The following is a 16,133-nucleotide window of genomic DNA, read 5'->3' as shown; positions in this document are numbered from 1 at the left end:
GGTAAGTTAAGGATCAGCCATGGCGAACTTAAAAGCCCTGAAAGTACGGATCGGTTCCGTCAAAAATACCCGGCAGATCACCAAGGCTATGAAAATGGTTGCGGCCGCTAAGCTGCGTAAAGCAACCGAACAGGCCGAGTCGGCCCGTCCTTACAGCAAACGTATGAGCCGTATGATGCACTCATTGGCCCCTGCTGCTGCTGGACGGGACAACGCTCCTGAGCTGCTGGTGGGGCGTGGTGATGTTAAAAAAGTAAACTTGGTTGTCTACACCGCAGACCGCGGTCTGTGTGGTAGTTTTAATAGCGTGGTAATCCGCGCCACCCGTGCCCGTATCGCAGAGCTAGAAAAGCAAGGTTTTCAAGTCATGCTTACCTTCATTGGTCGCAAGGCTTATGATGTGCTTAAACGCTCTCACGGTCATCTGGTGCGTAAGGTCTATACCGAGATGTCACGCCATATGAGCTTTGCTTATGTGGAAAAAAACATCGTAAAAGAGCTTATCAAAGATTTCCACGAAGGCCAGTTTGACGCCTGTTATCTGGTGTTTAACCAGTTTAAATCAGCCATGAGCCAAGAGCTGACCTGGGCACAGAGCATTCCTCAACCCATTGATACCGAGGGTGCTTCTACCCAAACCGGATATCAGTTTGAGCCGGTTGAAGAAGAGCTGCTCGAAGAGTTGTTGCCCCGTAACTTGGCTGTGCAGGTGTTTCAAGCTTTGGCCGAATCCGAGGCTTCTGAGCATGGTTCCCGTATGACCGCAATGGATAACGCGGTGCGTAACGCGGGGGATATGGTCAAGAAGCTACAGACCAAATACAACCGTTCCCGACAGGCGGCCATTACCACCGAGTTGATCGAGATCATCAGTGGTGCTGAATCCCTGAAAGGTTGATGACGTCGCACATCGACGCCTAACAAAGCGGAGTTTTTAAATGAGCGTAGCACGCACTGGAAAAGTGGTACAGGTAGTCGGACCGGTTGTGGACGTCCGCTTCGAGGGCGAATTGCCCAACATCCTCAATGCGTTACACATGGTGCGCAATGGTGAGCGTCTGGTTTTGGAAGTCGCCACGCACATGGGTGAGGGCACCGTGCGTGCCATCGCCATGGACAGCACCGACGGTGTCGTCCGCGGCATGGAAGTAACCGACACTGGGGACACTATCCGCGTGCCTGTGGGTCGTCAAACCCTGGGCCGTATTCTTAACGTGGTGGGTGAGCCTCAAGATGAAAAAGGCCCAGTCGAAACCACCGAGACCCTGCCGATTCACCGTCCTGCTCCGGCCTTTGCCCAGCAAGCCACCAGCGCAGAGATATTGGAAACCGGCATCAAGGTGATCGACTTGCTGGCCCCCTATGCTAAGGGTGGTAAAGTGGGTCTGTTCGGCGGTGCGGGTGTGGGTAAGACGGTGTTGATCATGGAGCTGATCAACAACGTAGCCCAGGAACATGGTGGTTATTCGGTGTTTGCCGGTGTGGGTGAGCGTACCCGCGAAGGTAACGACCTTTACCACGAGATGGCCGAGTCTGGTGTTATTGATCCCAATAGCTGGGAGAACTCTAAGGCCGCTCTGATCTATGGTCAGATGAACGAACCCCCTGGGGCCCGTGCTCGGGTGGCGTTGACCGGTCTGACGGTGGCTGAATATTTCCGTGATTTGGGGGGCCAGGATGTGCTCTTCTTCGTGGATAACATCTTCCGCTTCACCCAGGCTGGTGCTGAAGTGTCGGCGCTGTTGGGTCGTATCCCTTCTGCGGTGGGTTATCAGCCTACCCTAGGTACCGACATGGGTGCTTTGCAAGAGCGTATCACCACCACCAAAACCGGTTCCATCACCTCTGTGCAAGCCGTCTATGTGCCGGCCGATGACTTGACCGACCCTGCTCCAGCCACCACCTTCTCCCACTTGGATGCCACCACGGTGCTAAACCGTGCCATCTCTGAGATGGGTATCTATCCTGCTGTGGATCCTCTGGACTCCACCTCGCGGGTGTTGGATCCTAAGGTTGTGGGTGAAGAGCATTACCATACAGCCCGTGAAGTTCAGCGCATTCTGCAAACCTATAAATCCTTGCAGGATATCATCGCCATTCTCGGTATGGATGAGCTTTCCGAAGAAGATAAGCTGGTGGTGAACCGCGCGCGTAAAATTCAGCGTTTCCTCTCCCAGCCTTTCCATGTGGCTGAAGTGTTTACCGGTACCAAGGGTGTCTATGTACCCGTTAAAAAGACGGTACAGGGCTTTAAAGAGCTGTGTGAAGGCAAGTATGACAATGTGCCAGAAGCAGCCTTCTACATGGTAAGCGACATTGATGCTGCTTTGGCAAAAGCTGAGAAGCTGAAAGCGGCGAGCTAAGGAGAGACGCCATGGGCGTGACTGTTGATCTTGAGGTGGTAACACCTGAGAAACTGATTCTCTCCGAAACGGTGCAACTGGTGACTGTTCCGGGTAGCGAAGGCTATTTTGGGGTTTTAAGCGGTCACGTTCCCATGATTTCCTCGCTGCGCAGTGGTGTTGTGCGCATGGGGCAGGGGGATGATGCGGTGCATCTGGCCGTTTCTAAGGGGTTTGCCGAGGTTCGTCCAGATCGGGTAACGCTACTGGTTGACCGTGCGGTATTTGGCAAAAAAGTGGACGCCGCCGCGGTGACAAAAATTCGTGATGCCGCCCAGGATGAGTTGGATGGTACCCCGACAGAGAGCGAAGAGTATGAGACTTTGCGTGATAAGTTAGACTTTGCCAATGCGCAGTTGGCCGCCCTTGAGGGTGAGCTTGTTTAATAAAGCATCACGTGAGTTGGTCAATAAAAGGGGCGATCCATCAGGATCGCCCCTTTTTTTCTAGGGAAGGGGATAAATGGTGAGGATTGAGAGTAATGCTCCATTTTATCCCATGAGTTGAACCCACAGACCCACTAACATAGATCCGGTGATTCACTTCTACGTTAAATAAGAGATGGACAGTATGCGCAACAACAGTGCTGTATTAATATTAGCGGCGGGTAAGGGTACTCGGATGTGCTCCAAGTTACCCAAGGTTTTGCATCCTATTGCTGAAAAGCCACTGCTTGGGCATGTGTTGGATGCGGCGCGTGGGCTACACCCGTCACGGTTGGTGGTCGTGATCGGACATGGTGGAGAACAGATCCGGCAAGCCCTGGATGCGCCGGATATTACCTGGGTAGAACAAAACCCACAAATGGGCACCGGCCACGCGGTGCAGTGCGCCATGGGGGCTTTGCAGGGGTTAAGCCAGCACCACCTGCTCATTCTCAATGGTGATGTGCCTTTGATTACCACAGAGACATTACAGCAACTGTTAGAGAGCCACCAGCAGAGCAGACGCGGCGTGACGGTGCTCTCTTGTACGCAAAAACCACCGACGGGTTACGGACGTATCGTCCGTGATGATGTGGGCGGTTTGCAGCGTATTGTGGAAGAGAAAGATGCCGATGCGCAGATCCGTCTCATTGAAGAGATTAATTCGGGCACCTATTGTGTTAATTTAGACGCGCTGCCCGGTTGGTTGGCGGAAATCTCCAACACGAATGCTCAAGGTGAGTACTATCTTACCGACATCGTAGGGTTGGCCAACGCCCAGCAGGGTATCGAACCCTTTAGCCATACCGGCAGTGGTGCCCATTGCCACCACGATGACCATGAGCTGGCTGGGATTAATAACCGGGTACAGTTGGCTGCTATGGGGGCCCGTTATCGTGACCGGCTGGTGCGGCAGCATATGCTGGCGGGTGTTACTTTCATGGATCCCAGCTCCTGCTGGTTGGCGGCTGATGTGACCATTGGCCAAGATACCACCATCGCCCCCCATGTCATTTTAGGGCCGGGGGTAACCATTGGTGAGGATTGCCTGATTGGGGCTTTTTGTGAAATACGTCATACACGGATTGCGCAAGGGGTCGAGGTATTACCCTTCTGCCATTTTGAGCAGGCCGATATTGGGGTAGGGTGTCACTTAGGACCCTATGCGCGGTTGCGGCCTGCCTCGGTTTTGGCTGCGGGGGCCAAAGTGGGTAATTTTTGTGAGGTAAAAAAATCGCATATTGGCGAGGGGGCCAAGGTTAACCACCTTACCTATATCGGGGATGCCGATATAGGGCGTCGGGTCAATGTGGGGGCGGGCACCATCACCTGCAACTATGATGGCGTGAACAAACATCGTACGGTGCTAGGGGATGATGTGTTCATTGGGTCGGACACGCAGCTGGTGGCACCGGTTACCGTGGGTGCGGGGGCGTTTGTGGGGGCCGGGTCAACGGTCACCAAAGATGTGCCCGCCGGCGCCCTCGCGTTAAGCCGAAGTCAACAAAGTAATATAGAGGGTTGGGCGGATAAACGCCGTCAAACCTTAAAGAAGAACGCTTAAGGTGTCATCCAGCAACCGGTAAAAAGCGCTCTGGTGTCAACCACCAAAGCGGGAGGTTCCGAGCATGTGCGGTATCATCGGTGTTATTGGCGAGCGTAATGCGACCCCGATTTTAATTGAGGGGTTACGTCGCTTAGAGTATCGCGGCTATGATTCGGCTGGTATAGCCGTTGCTTACCAGGGTAAATTGCTGTTAGCCCGCGCAGAAGGTAAGTTGGTCAACTTGGAAAATGAGTTGGCGCACACCCCCCGCACCGGATTTTTGGGCATTGGCCATACCCGCTGGGCCACCCATGGACCCCCCACCATCCATAATGCACACCCCCATCGTAGTGAGTCGGTTGCGGTGGTGCATAATGGAATTATAGAAAATTATCAGGAGCTGCGCGAAGAACTCATGGCGCATGGCGTAACCTTTGTCTCAGAGACCGATACCGAGGTGATCCCCCATCTCATCGAGATGGCGATGCGAGCCGACCCCCATGCTCCCGCTGAGGAGGCGGTACGAAGGGCGATCTGTAAATTACAGGGGGCCTTTGCGCTGGGGATTTTAATTCAAGGCAAAGAGGATATGCTCATCGCCGCCCGTCGGGGCAGCCCTCTGATCATTGGCTTAGGGGATGGTGAAAACTTTATTGGCTCCGATGCAACCCCTTTGGTGCCCTACACCCGCCGCATGATCTATTTGCATGATGACGATATGGCGGTGCTGACCAAAGATGCGGTGCGTTTGATGGACATGGAGGGTGCCGCAGTAAGCCGCCCCATTAAGGTGACACAGGTACGCGATGATGTGACGGAGAAGTGGCCCTATCGGCACTATATGCAAAAAGAGATCTATGAGCAGCCCACCGCCATTGGTGAAACGCTCAAAGAGTTGATTCACCCTGCCTACCGCACCATCTCCATCCGTCAAAACTCGGCTGGGTTGGATCTTGCCACCATTGAGGATATTACCATCGTCGCGTGCGGCACCTCATGGCATGCAGGGTTGGTGGCAAAATATTGGATTGAGCAGTTGGCCCATGTGCCGGTACAGGTGGATATTGCTTCGGAGTATCGCTATCGGGCCTCCCCCATGCGCAAAAATGGGTTGATGATTGTCATCTCGCAGAGCGGTGAGACGGCGGATACCCTGGCGGCTATGCGCTATGCCAAGCAGGGCGGGTTGCAGGTGTTGGGGGTGGTGAATGTGCCGGAATCCTCCATTGACCGTGAGGCCGATGCCACCCTGCACACCTATGCAGGTCCAGAGATCGGCGTCGCCTCGACCAAAGCTTTTACCACCCAACTCACGGCGCTGGCCTGTTTTGCCTTGGCGATGGCCAAAGCCAAGGGCGTGTTGGATGCCAAACAGGAACAGGGTTATGTGGATGAGTTGTTGCAACTCCCTGCAAAAGTTGAGCAGGTGCTCATCCATGATGCCTCGTTAGAGGCCATTGCGCGGGAGCTGATGCATGCCAATGGGTTTCTGTTTTTGGGGCGTGGTACCTGCTTTCCCATCGCTTTAGAAGGGGCACTAAAGCTCAAGGAGATCTCCTATATCCATGCTGAAGGCTATGCCGCTGGGGAGATGAAGCATGGCCCCATCGCTTTGATTGATGAAGATCTGCCGGTGGTGGTGGTGGCCCCACAGAACAGCTTGTTCGATAAGGTGGTCAGCAATGTGGAGGAGGTCAAGGCGCGTGGAGGGCGGGTATTGATGATTACCACCCAAGGCCAAGCTGCCGGACGTATTCCAGCCGATTACACCATTCCCGTGGTGCCGTGTGGTGAGTTTGTGGCGCCCATTTTGTATGTCATTCCCTTGCAAATGCTGGCCTACCACATCGCGGTTCTCAAGGGTACGGATGTGGATCAACCCCGTAATCTCGCAAAAAGTGTGACGGTGGAGTAGATCTTATGCGCATGTTTTTGTGGCTCATCGCTCTTATGTCTATGCTGGCGGCCTGTGCATCGGTCGTCCCCGATCAGCGACCCTTATTAAACCGTGAGGTGGTGGAAGTGGTGCGCACACGGGGCGATCAAACCCAGAGCTTTGCCTTTACCCCGATGGAAAAAGCGACGGCCCATCTGATTTTAATGGCAGGGGGGCGTGGTACACCGGAAATTTCCAGCCGGGGGGTGGATTTGGGGGTACGCATGGTATGGGGCAAACATCATTTCCTTATCCGTGAGCGGCATCAACTGGCGCAACATGGCTTTAATATCGCGCTGCTGGATGGGCCTTCGGACCATGCCACCGACCTGCGCCGAGGCTACCGCAACAGTGCCGAGGCGGTGGCGGATGTGCAGCGGGTAATCGAAGCATTAAAGGCCAAAGCCGATCTACCGGTGTGGCTGGTGGGTATGAGCCGGGGGACCGAAATGGCGGCCTATGTGGGTAAAGCGCTGGATCACCGCATTGCTGGTGTGGTGTTGATTTCATCCATCACCGAGGGGGACTACCAGGGCAAGAGCGTGTTGGAAGCCCTGGATTATGATCCCATTCAACAGCCGGTGTTGGTGGTGCATCATCTTCAGGATGGCTGCTTAAAGAGCCAACCAGAGGCCATTAAGCCGTTGGTGGAGATACTCTCCCACCGGGGCCACAGCGAGGTGCAGTGGTATGATGGCGGCAAAGCGGACCTTGACCCCCCCTGTGAGGGACGTTCCAAACACGGTTTTTTTGGCATTGAAGAGTCGGTGATCGGGGGCATAGGCCGCTTTATCCGCCTCAATAGCTCAGCAGCGGCGACCTCTGCGCCCTAGTAAAGCCCGGTCAAGCCCAAGGATCTAACCTCTGCACCGCTGGGCACTTAGGGGGAGCTAGGGGTTGCCCTGTTATGGGATTTTAAGGTTAGGGTTTAATAAAATAGACCCCGGTAAAATCCAGAGGGTGCAGGGCTAGGTTTATGTTACGCTGGGCAAAAAATTCATCAACCGCCTCTTTGCACCCCTGCCATGCGCCATAATCATCAATCTGCACGGTACCGCCTGGGATGACTTTATCGTAGAAGGTGGCAAAGATGAGTTGGGTGGATTCATACCAATCGGCATCCGCATGCAGTAGGGCAATGGTGGGAATTTGCGGCGCGATGGTGGGAAAAGTATCCTGAAACAGGCCCTGGATGGGCTTAATGACATCCAGTAACTGCAACTGCTGGGCAATCTTTAATAAATATTGCTCCAGGGGTGCACTAAGGGTGCCGGTGCCAAAGGGTGTCTTATCGGCGTGGGTGCCTTGGGCGCTCTTATCCCGTGCGGTGGCTTGGGGCATGCCCGCAAAGGTATCAAAGGCATAAACAGACCGTGGACGGCGGCTATAGCGTCGAACAACCCATGCCAAGAGGGCCGCCGCCCCACCGCGCCAACTGCCACATTCGACAAAATCCCCTGGTAAATCCGCATCACAAATCTGTTTAGCCTGTTGAAACAGATTAAACAGGCGAGCCTGACTAAGCATGGTATACGGGCGTATTTGGGGCAGGCATTGGTAAAATGGGGCCAGATTATCCAAGAGCTGCTGCGCCTGGGGGGTGCCTGCACAGGGAAAGGTGCGTAAAAAATCGGGCAGTGGCCAGTTAATGCGGGGATCGGGGCGATGGTTGATGGGTGTCATACAGCCACGCCATGCGATGCCCATAATCTGAGCGGTTTGATAAATCAAGGTCTGCCAGCCAGAGTGACGTAGAAAAGCCAACCCTTCGGCGACAGCCGGTGCGGCCAAGTCATGGAACAGAATCACCGCGTCATCGGCGGCCAGTTTTTCGCAAACCTGGGCATCCTGTAGGGGGGCGTGCCCTTCATGATCGCCATCAATAAAGATAAAGGGCCAGCGTTTGTTGTGTGCCTTGGCCAACTGGGTAACAGCCTCGGGACTGGCACCGACCACCAAGTTGGTGGTGTGCAGCACCCCCGCGCTGGCGAGGGAGTCCCGAACACTCTGCAACAGCACCGGGTCGTTGAATAGGGGATCCACCACATCCAGCACCACCCCGGCCAGCGCAATATGGCAGGCTGACCAACCCATCCAACACCCGATCTCCAGCCCCGTCTGACCACGAAAAGGAAGGGCGATATTATAGATAAGCTGCGACTCGTCCCGGTTAAGAAAGCCCACCATGGGGTTGCGTCGATCCACATACCACGTGTGGGGTATGGCGCGGCGCAGATAGGGCCAGGTGTTGCGCATCGGGTCGCCGACCACCCGGTTGGGGAAGGCGGCGTCAGGGTAGACACGGATAAAGTTGGGGTCGCTATAGTCCCAGCGCTGGGGTGTTGGTGGGGCTGTAGGGCTTTGCTCTGGGCTGTTCATGGGCGGGCTTTTCTAAAATGATGGTTCATAAGGGATAGAGACAACAGGTTTTCCTGACAGCCTATTGGGTTTGAGTGGGTTTGTCGATACGTTAGGTTGCGCCAAGCGGGTGAAAAGGGGGGGTAAAGCGTCATCAGCCGGCCAACCATGGGTTGTCTCTCCCATGGTTGGCCGCCGCCGCGCCACCCGCTTGGGTTGACGGTCCATCCCGCCGTTGGTGACCGGCGTACAGGGTTACACCTAACCGTCTGGGTCGCTTAAAAAACCCTGTAAACGGAACAAAAAAGGAGCCAAAGCGGTCCTAGCACTAACCTGTCAAGCGGGTTAAACTGCTGGCTTGATCCCTATTTCACACTAAAGATTGCAATGCTATGACACCCTTGGACCGACCCACCTATGCCCGCTACCTGCCCCGCATGGGGATGTTGGCGCTGCTCTGTTTGATTGCCTATACCGCCACCGCAGGCTGGTTGCCAAGCGAGGCCCGCAGTCATGTGGTGGTGGGGGCGGCGATCCTACCGCTGATTTTGGCCAACATTCTTTATTTTAGTGCCACCCTCACCCGCTCCAGTCAGCCGCCTGCCAGCTTGTGGGGCTGGCCTCTGCTGGGGCTGCTGGCGGGTTTGGTGGTGATTGCGGCGTTGAGTTTGGATCGCCGCTGGGCACTGCTGGGGGCGGTTATGGCCATGGTCGCCGTACTCGGTACACTTAACTGGATTCGCCAGCGGCGTAAGCAGTGCTTGGGCGACCCCCATCCTGGCCTGCGCTGGTATGAAGGCGCGCTGGTATCGCTGTTGCTGGGGTTGGTGGCGATCTCCGGTGGTCTGCTCATGCCCGACTATTGGGCGCCGCTGCGCTCCATGCATCTGCATCTCAACCTCATAGGTTTTGTGGGCATGACGGCCATTAGCACCATGCAGGTGCTGCTGCCAACGGCCGCCAAATTTCAGGATACCGATGTGGTGCGCCGTCTGCACCAGCACGCCATATGGGCCATGGGGGGGAGCTTGGCCTTCGCCGTGGGGGCCGCCGGGCTGCACCTATTTTATCTGCTGGGGCTTGGCCTTTGGTTGCGGCCATTGGGGGCGTGGATCCTTAGCCTGTGGGGGTTTCGTGATAAAATTTATGGGGGTGGCGGGGCAACGTGGCCGCTGCTGGCGGCTTTGGCCGGCTTTATGATCATGATGTTTGCGGGGCTGTTGGTCGCTTTGGGTTGGCTCTCCGCACAGAACACCCTGCCGCTCTTTTTTATCGGTTTTCTGTTCCCCTTGCTGACCGGAGCGCTCACCCAGCTGCTCCCGCTGTGGTGGTGGCCTGGACTAGAAACCCCGCTGCGCAGCGAAGCCAGAAGCGCCATTGAGCTGGGCAGCCCCGGGCGGGCTGCGGTTTATTTGGTGTGCGGTGTGGGCGCCGCCCTGGGTTATGGCTGGGCGGCCCCGCTGGCAGCGGCAGCCGTGGCGCAGTTTTTGTTGCAGGTGCTGGTGGTACGTATGAAAACCCCAAAAATGCCGCCGGGTAACAGCTTCTAAACGCCAGCAGAGCAAGACGCGAGGTCGACGTAAAGCTTGCACCCTCTGGAGTGCAGGGTGCTTTGCGTGTATAAAAGGGGGGTAACGGTCCCAGGGTTGCCCCCCTGATTTCCCCTTTTTTCCGACTTTCATGGATGATGATGCATGCGCTTTGCACTGGAACTGTTGGCCATTGTGGTCTTTTTTGTGGTTTATAAGCTCGATGGTATCTATAGCGCCACCGCTGCTTTGATCATCATGGTGCTGCTGAATGTCTTTTACCACTGGTTTAAACACCGCCATGTACCCTCGATGATGTGGATCACCCTGATTTTGGTGATGCTGTTTGGCGGTGCCACGCTGATTTTCCACGATCCCCTGTTTATCAAGTGGAAGCCCTCGATTTTACAATGGGTGTTGGCCTCTGGTTTTCTGGCAAGCCATCTGATTGGTAAACGGGTGCTGGTGGCACGCATGCTGGATAACCAGATCAGCATGCCGAGCCTACATTGGCGTCGTCTGAACGCAGCTTGGGTGCTATTTTTGCTCTTTTCAGGTGCGCTTAACCTGTACGTCGCCTACACCTTCTCCGAAGAGATTTGGGTCAGTTTTAAGCTGTTTGGGTTGATGGGCCTAACCATCCTCTTTTTAATCGGCCAAGCCTTCTATATGTCCCGTCATGGTAGTGAGGTGAGGGTGGAAGAGCGCAAAGAGGGGATGATCGAGGCAGAAGAGACGGTGGAAAATCGGCCAGAATAGGTGTGGGTACGGGGGGTAATCCCGCTGTTGCAGCCGCTTGTGCTTAGGTGTCGTCAGCATCACTGGTGCGACGGGGCGGTGGAGGTGGTGGCGAGGGCTGTTGCCAGGGGTCCTGGCCAGTGGCGTCGTCGCACCAAGGGTGAGGGAAAAATTCCTGCAACCGCTCGGCCGGGCTGGGGATGCGCTCCTCTGAGGCTTTGGTTGTGGGGGTTGGCCGCGGGGACTTGTGGGGGGCATAGACGGCCTCCAGCTCCGCGTCATAGGCGGTTTGCCGGGACTCGAGCTGACTCTCCAGATCTGCGACCCGCTGGTTAACCCAGGTGGGCTTGGCTTCGTTCTCTATCGACGGGATAGGCGAATGTGCGGCGGTTTCTGGCGCTTCCTGCTGACCGGCTGGGGGAGCCGCTGCGGGCAGTGGGGTGTCAGGCAGGGTGTCGTCCCAGTACCGTTCAAAGGCTTCATCCAACGCTTGAAGCTGCTGGTGGTAGGCCTCATCGGCCTGTTCCAGCTCTTCCATATAGGCCTGCCAGTGATCCCCTTCGATGCGCTCATCCTGATTATTAGCTAACATTTCCCCGGTTAAAATACCGGCAAAACCAGCCTGCCGATTGCCCTCAACCTGATTGCGGGTGGGTTCCACAAAGGCGCTCTCCCCGCGCAGAGAGAGTACCAGATAGTTCCAGGCCCAGTTCCAGCCCATACGAATAAAGGTAAATTTACCCCGTTCAATTCCAGAAGGGGGTGTGCCACGAACCAGCCGATAGACCAGCCAAGCATTGAGCAGGCTGAGTGTCACAATCATCAGTGCCCCGACCAAAGCAAGCTGGGGGTTGCGCCCCAAATGGGCCACTAGGGTCCACAGTGTCAGGGCAAACCCCAGCAGCAGCACCAACAGTGCCAGCAACAGCCCAGCGGTACGACGCAATCGGTAGCGACGCTGCTCCATGTTCTCTTGCAGATGGGGAAAATAGGGTGCCTCCGCAGGGGGGGAAGAACCCATGGATTTAAACAGATGCTTGAGCATGGTGGTATCCTGGGAGGGTTGGCCCGGTGTTTGCGCACATTGTAGTGCGATCCATCGGTGCAGGCCAAGGTATTGTGTGGGCATGCCCCCCGCTTGGTTGGTTTGGTTTTTATAAAGAAGGGTATGAAAAAATGCTCTATTTTATCCTATTTGTGGTGCTGTTACTGCTATCCATCGTGCTGGTTATGGGGGTGCCACAGCGGCCACAGCGAGGGGTTGCTGGGTTTTTTTTGCCCCCCGCCGTGGTGGCCGGGGCGCAAGAGTTGGAGGAGGTGTTGGGGCCAGACTTTGCGCTGTTGATCCGCCCTGACCCCGCCATGTTAGCCGGTAGGGTGAACGATGCAACACCCGATTATGTGATTTTAGATCGGCAGGATCAGCGCCCCTTGGGCATGGTGTTGCTACAGGGTGATAAAGCACGCATTCAGCGTTTAATGAGCCACGGCCTACCCCTACAGGTGTGGGATGAGCGGATCGACAGCGAAATGGTACATGATGCGGTGTTGGCTTGGCAGCAGCATAAAGCTGGTCCTCTGCACAAGGAGCCCCATCTGCCCGCCGCAGAGATTCCCTACACCCCAGCGCTGGGGCCTGAACAAGCCTTGCCACCGATGCCGCCCCCCCCATCCACGCGCCAAGTTGATTCCCCCCACTGTGACAAGTGTGGTGCCCAGATGCAGCGTAAAAAAGTGGTGAAAGGGCAGCATGCAGGTAAACGGTTTTGGGTGTGTAGCAACTATCCAGAGTGCCGCACCATGGTTCCTGTCTCCTCCTAATGTAGGTATGGATAAGGTTTTTTTTGAACAAGGAGTGATTATGGCTTACACGCGCATCACCCTACTGCTTTCCCTCTTGGTGTTGCTGGCGAGCTGTGCCTCAGACCCGGCCTGGGAGATGCGTCAATACCGCCTTAAACGCCATTATGATCAGGCGATCCAATGGTATGAGCAGAACTATCGTGCCGAGGATGATGACCAGTTGGGGGATGAGGCGTTGCAGGATCTCTGCAAAGCCTATTTTGAGGTGCGTAATTACCAAAAGTTTATGGATTGTGCCCAGCGCTATTTTAAATTGGTACAGGGCGGCGTTGCGGTACAAGGGGACTATTTTAACGAAGAGACGGTGGAGATTTCCAAACAGGAAAAGCTTGCCTCAGTAATGGCGTGGCGGGCCTTGATGCGCATTGATATGGGCCGTTATGAACGCGCCTTGGAGGATGCCAAACAGGCGACGCAATGGTTGGAGCAGGCGCGTAAGTTTAATGGCAATCAGCAATCGAAAGATCATCAGGAGTGGGCCTTTGTAGAGGCTGATGTGCTACAGGCGGCGGGTTTGGCCCACGCCTTTGTCGAGCTGGAGGATGAGGCGCGAGGTTACATCCAGCGGCTTGCTCATCTACGCACACCAGAAGGGGGCAGTGAGCTCCACCGCAAGCAGACCATGGCCCGGTTGCGGATTTTGGTGGCGCTCAAGGATTACCAGGCCGCGCGGGTGTTGGTGGAGAGCTATGACCGCACCCACCCCTTGGGTTTTTTGTTGATGGCGGCCAGCTTTGTCAATCCCGTGCAGGGGGTGATGCAGGCGGCGGACATGCTTGGTCGTGAGGATCGTTTGCAGCATCAACCGGCCAGATATCTGCCTGAGCGTTTTATTTTAGCCAAGGTCCTTTATGAAACCGGTGCCACAGAGCGGGCTTTGGCCCTCTATACCCAACTGTTGGAGAGCCCGTATCGGGGCAGTTTTCCCGGTCTGATGGTAGCCGCTCTGCATGATCGTGGCACCATTGCCATGGGGGCGGGCCGCTTGGACGATGCGCTCAAGGATCTGCAACAGGCTGCTGGTTGGATTGAGGCCAGACGGGCCTCTATTCGAGATGCCACGGCGCATACCGGGTATGCCCATGATTATGACCGGGTTTACCATGATCTTATTCTCTTGTTATTAAAAAAACAGCGCACGGCGGATGCCTTTGAGGTGGCTGAGCGGGCGCGTATGCGGCTGTTGGTAGCTGATCTGGCGTATAATAAATATTTAATTGAGGGGGCCGGTACGGGGGCGGCTTTGATTAAGCAACTGGAGCAGGCCGAGGAGCGCCTCATCATCCGCCGTTTTGATGAAGATCCCGAGGCTTTTAAAACCATTGAGGCCGAGCCAGGGCGGTTACGTGCAGAGATTGCCCAGCAATACCCCCATTTAGCGCCCATGGTGGGAGCGGTGGGGAAAGATCTGTTGCACCGTTTACAGCAGCGTATCGGTCCTCAGGGTCGGGGGGTCGTCTACTACCACTATGGGGATACCTTGCTGGCCTTTGTGGTGGCGCAGCAGGGGGAGCCTCGGGTACACAGTCTGGATGGCAACAATCTGGGTGATGCGGTTGCCCAATGGCGGCGTTTAATCCAGCGTCCCAGCGATGAGGAAGGGTGGAAAATTGGTGCCCGTTCCCTCTATGATCGGCTGTGGAAATCCCTAAAAATTGACCCCTCTGTACGGCAGGTAACGTTGGTTGGTGATGGTCCCTTACGCTTGCTACCATGGGCGGCATTGCTGGACGAGCAGGATCTGCCATTGATGCAACGTCACACGCTCTATGTGCTGCCCTCGGTTTCGGCGTTGGCTTGGCAACAGCGTCTGACGGGTAAGATATGGTCCCGCTATCTGTTAGCCGTAGAGGGTAGCGGCATCGTGTCGGTGCAGGGCAGGCAGAGCGAAGCCGAGCGGCGCATCATGGCATTGGCCTATGAAAGTGCGGCCCACCAAGCTGGCGAGACCGGTAATAAAGAGGTGCGGGTGCTGACGGGTACACGGGCCAGTGAAGCAGCCCTAAAACGTCATGGACCCAGCAGTGAACGGTTGCATCTGGATGCCATTTGGCAGTTGGAGGAGGAGCAACCCTGGCGGAGTTCGGTGATTCTTAATCCAGGTTTTGGTGAGGATGGCAAGCTGCATTTGCAAGAGTTGCTGAGCCAAGCATGGCCGGTGCGTCTGGTGCTGCTACCGGGTATTATTGCTGAGGGCGATGCAGAGAGCCGGGGCCGGGGTGTGTTGGCTTTGCAGAGTGCTTGGCTCTATGCGGGGGCAGACTACCTATTACATGGCATGTGGCGCCTTGATGGTGAGGATGTGGACCGTTTTATGAGCCGCTACCACCGGGTGACACGGTTGCAGAGTCCAGCGCGGGCGTTACAAATGGTGCAGCTCTCCATGCAACGCGATGGATTGACCCACCCACACTACTGGGCTACGTTCCAGCTTGTGGGTAATCCACCCCCGTTTCGGGTACGCACCATGGATATCCGTAGCCGACCCATTAAGGATGGAAAACCCTGATGGTAAGAGCCCTACAGCATGGAGAAGTAAATGGTTAGCCCAGGGTGGTGCCGAACCAAAAGTGCTGTGGTGGCGCTTGGCGTGCTGCTGTTGGGGGGCTGTAGTGGGGTATCGCCGGCCACCTTGGAGAGTGCGTGCGCGCTGTTTGATCATCGTAGTAGCTGGAACCGCGCTCTGGAGCAAACCGAGCGGCGCTGGGGTTTGCCGGTGCATGTGCAGTTGGCGATTATCCATCAGGAATCAAAATTTCGCAGTGACGCACGCCCTCCCCGCGAGCGGCTCTTATGGCTTATTCCCTTGGGTCGGGCTTCGTCGGCACAGGGTTATGCGCAGGCGTTGGATAGCACTTGGGCGTGGTATCAAGAAAAAACCGGGCGTCATGGGGCAAAACGCTCCAACTTTGCCGATGCGGTGGATTTTATTGGTTGGTATGCGCGGATGAGTCAACAACGCTTAAATATCTCTATGTGGGATGCACGCAACCAGTATCTGGCTTACCATGAGGGTCATGGGGGATTTGAACGGGGTAGCCACAAACAGAAAAAATGGTTGCTCAAGGTGGCTGATAAGGTGGCTAACCGTAGCTACCTGTATCGACAGCAGCTTAAAAGTTGTCGCCCCTAAGGTTTAACTCTGGGTGCTCGTTGGTATGATTTATAAATGGTCGCTAGTCCTATGGTCTGATTTCTGCCATTATAAAGCTTATGGGTTGGGGTATCGGTCTTTTCTATGGCCGTTGCCATGGGCGCTGTGGTCGACGACGCTACGGAGCAGAAGTTTTCGTGGGTTGTAAACGGACCCTGTTGGTCATGCCGTATATTCAATCA

13 protein-coding genes are annotated in these 16,133 nt (G+C 55.6%); 11 read left to right on the top strand and 2 right to left on the bottom strand.

What is annotated here, in order from left to right:
- The first annotated feature begins 19 nt into the window (after positions 1-19).
- The 6 genes from MMC1_RS17710 (at position 20) to MMC1_RS20670 (ending at position 7,142) form a co-directional block, all read left to right on the top strand.
- Entirely contained in the window at positions 20-898 is an 879-nt protein-coding gene (locus tag MMC1_RS17710) for a F0F1 ATP synthase subunit gamma (RefSeq protein ID WP_011715000.1), read from the top strand.
- A gap of 40 nt (positions 899-938) precedes the next feature.
- Complete coding sequence (gene atpD / locus MMC1_RS17705; RefSeq protein ID WP_011714999.1) at positions 939-2,363, top strand: F0F1 ATP synthase subunit beta; 1,425 nt, start codon at positions 939-941, stop codon at positions 2,361-2,363.
- A gap of 11 nt (positions 2,364-2,374) precedes the next feature.
- A complete protein-coding gene (gene atpC, locus MMC1_RS17700) occupies positions 2,375-2,788 on the top strand; it encodes an ATP synthase F1 subunit epsilon (protein WP_011714998.1) in 414 nt (137 codons plus the stop codon).
- Between the two features lie 184 nt (positions 2,789-2,972).
- A complete protein-coding gene (gene glmU / locus MMC1_RS17695) occupies positions 2,973-4,391 on the top strand; it encodes a bifunctional UDP-N-acetylglucosamine diphosphorylase/glucosamine-1-phosphate N-acetyltransferase GlmU (protein WP_041641406.1) in 1,419 nt (472 codons plus the stop codon).
- Positions 4,392-4,455: 64 nt separating this feature from the next.
- Positions 4,456-6,288, top strand: coding sequence for a glutamine--fructose-6-phosphate transaminase (isomerizing) (glmS, locus tag MMC1_RS17690; protein ID WP_011714996.1), 1,833 nt, complete (start codon positions 4,456-4,458; stop codon positions 6,286-6,288).
- A gap of 5 nt (positions 6,289-6,293) precedes the next feature.
- A complete protein-coding gene (locus MMC1_RS20670; protein ID WP_011714995.1) occupies positions 6,294-7,142 on the top strand; it encodes an alpha/beta hydrolase in 849 nt (282 codons plus the stop codon).
- Positions 7,143-7,230: 88 nt separating this feature from the next.
- Here the strand turns inward: MMC1_RS20670 and MMC1_RS17680 are convergent, their stop codons facing one another.
- Positions 7,231-8,688, bottom strand: a complete 1,458-nt coding sequence (locus MMC1_RS17680; RefSeq protein ID WP_011714994.1) for a class I SAM-dependent methyltransferase — start codon at positions 8,686-8,688, stop codon at positions 7,231-7,233.
- 371 nt (positions 8,689-9,059) lie between these two features.
- Between MMC1_RS17680 and MMC1_RS17675 the strand changes: the two genes are divergently transcribed.
- Positions 9,060-10,217 carry a hypothetical protein gene (locus MMC1_RS17675; RefSeq protein ID WP_011714993.1) on the top strand — a complete coding sequence of 386 codons (1,158 nt, stop codon included), beginning with the start codon at positions 9,060-9,062 and terminating at the stop codon, positions 10,215-10,217.
- Between the two features lie 144 nt (positions 10,218-10,361).
- On the top strand, positions 10,362-10,955 hold the full coding sequence (locus tag MMC1_RS17670; RefSeq protein ID WP_011714992.1) for a septation protein A: 594 nt from the start codon (positions 10,362-10,364) through the stop codon (positions 10,953-10,955).
- A 43-nt stretch (positions 10,956-10,998) separates the two neighbouring features.
- On the opposite strand, the gene MMC1_RS17665 is transcribed toward MMC1_RS17670, so the two are convergent.
- Positions 10,999-11,979, bottom strand: coding sequence for a hypothetical protein (locus tag MMC1_RS17665; protein ID WP_011714991.1), 981 nt, complete (start codon positions 11,977-11,979; stop codon positions 10,999-11,001).
- A gap of 131 nt (positions 11,980-12,110) precedes the next feature.
- On the opposite strand from MMC1_RS17665, the gene MMC1_RS17660 reads away from it, so the two are divergent.
- Genes MMC1_RS17660 through MMC1_RS17650 form a run of 3 tightly spaced genes read left to right on the top strand, consistent with a single transcriptional unit; the run spans position 12,111 to position 15,930 of the window.
- A complete protein-coding gene (locus tag MMC1_RS17660) occupies positions 12,111-12,755 on the top strand; it encodes a topoisomerase DNA-binding C4 zinc finger domain-containing protein (RefSeq protein ID WP_143711459.1) in 645 nt (214 codons plus the stop codon).
- A 40-nt stretch (positions 12,756-12,795) separates the two neighbouring features.
- A complete protein-coding gene (locus MMC1_RS17655) occupies positions 12,796-15,306 on the top strand; it encodes a CHAT domain-containing protein (protein WP_041641404.1) in 2,511 nt (836 codons plus the stop codon).
- 30 nt (positions 15,307-15,336) lie between these two features.
- Positions 15,337-15,930, top strand: coding sequence for a transglycosylase SLT domain-containing protein (locus tag MMC1_RS17650; RefSeq protein WP_011714988.1), 594 nt, complete (start codon positions 15,337-15,339; stop codon positions 15,928-15,930).
- Positions 15,931-16,133: the final 203 nt, after the last annotated feature.

Origin of the sequence: Magnetococcus marinus MC-1 (assembly GCF_000014865.1) — a bacterium.
Classification (GTDB): domain Bacteria; phylum Pseudomonadota; class Magnetococcia; order Magnetococcales; family Magnetococcaceae; genus Magnetococcus; species Magnetococcus marinus.
Note: the sequence above shows the minus strand (reverse complement) of the source record. Positions and strands in the feature narration are given on the sequence as shown.

Coding starts and splice junctions, on each gene's coding strand:
- MMC1_RS17710 (WP_011715000.1), top strand. CDS start 20: ATGGCGAACTTAAAAGCCCTGAAAGTACGGATCGGTTCCGTCAAAAAT.
- atpD (WP_011714999.1), top strand. CDS start 939: ATGAGCGTAGCACGCACTGGAAAAGTGGTACAGGTAGTCGGACCGGTT.
- atpC (WP_011714998.1), top strand. CDS start 2,375: ATGGGCGTGACTGTTGATCTTGAGGTGGTAACACCTGAGAAACTGATT.
- glmU (WP_041641406.1), top strand. CDS start 2,973: ATGCGCAACAACAGTGCTGTATTAATATTAGCGGCGGGTAAGGGTACT.
- glmS (WP_011714996.1), top strand. CDS start 4,456: ATGTGCGGTATCATCGGTGTTATTGGCGAGCGTAATGCGACCCCGATT.
- MMC1_RS20670 (WP_011714995.1), top strand. CDS start 6,294: ATGCGCATGTTTTTGTGGCTCATCGCTCTTATGTCTATGCTGGCGGCC.
- MMC1_RS17680 (WP_011714994.1), bottom strand. CDS start 8,688: ATGAACAGCCCAGAGCAAAGCCCTACAGCCCCACCAACACCCCAGCGC.
- MMC1_RS17675 (WP_011714993.1), top strand. CDS start 9,060: ATGACACCCTTGGACCGACCCACCTATGCCCGCTACCTGCCCCGCATG.
- MMC1_RS17670 (WP_011714992.1), top strand. CDS start 10,362: ATGCGCTTTGCACTGGAACTGTTGGCCATTGTGGTCTTTTTTGTGGTT.
- MMC1_RS17665 (WP_011714991.1), bottom strand. CDS start 11,979: ATGCTCAAGCATCTGTTTAAATCCATGGGTTCTTCCCCCCCTGCGGAG.
- MMC1_RS17660 (WP_143711459.1), top strand. CDS start 12,111: ATGCTCTATTTTATCCTATTTGTGGTGCTGTTACTGCTATCCATCGTG.
- MMC1_RS17655 (WP_041641404.1), top strand. CDS start 12,796: ATGGCTTACACGCGCATCACCCTACTGCTTTCCCTCTTGGTGTTGCTG.
- MMC1_RS17650 (WP_011714988.1), top strand. CDS start 15,337: ATGGTTAGCCCAGGGTGGTGCCGAACCAAAAGTGCTGTGGTGGCGCTT.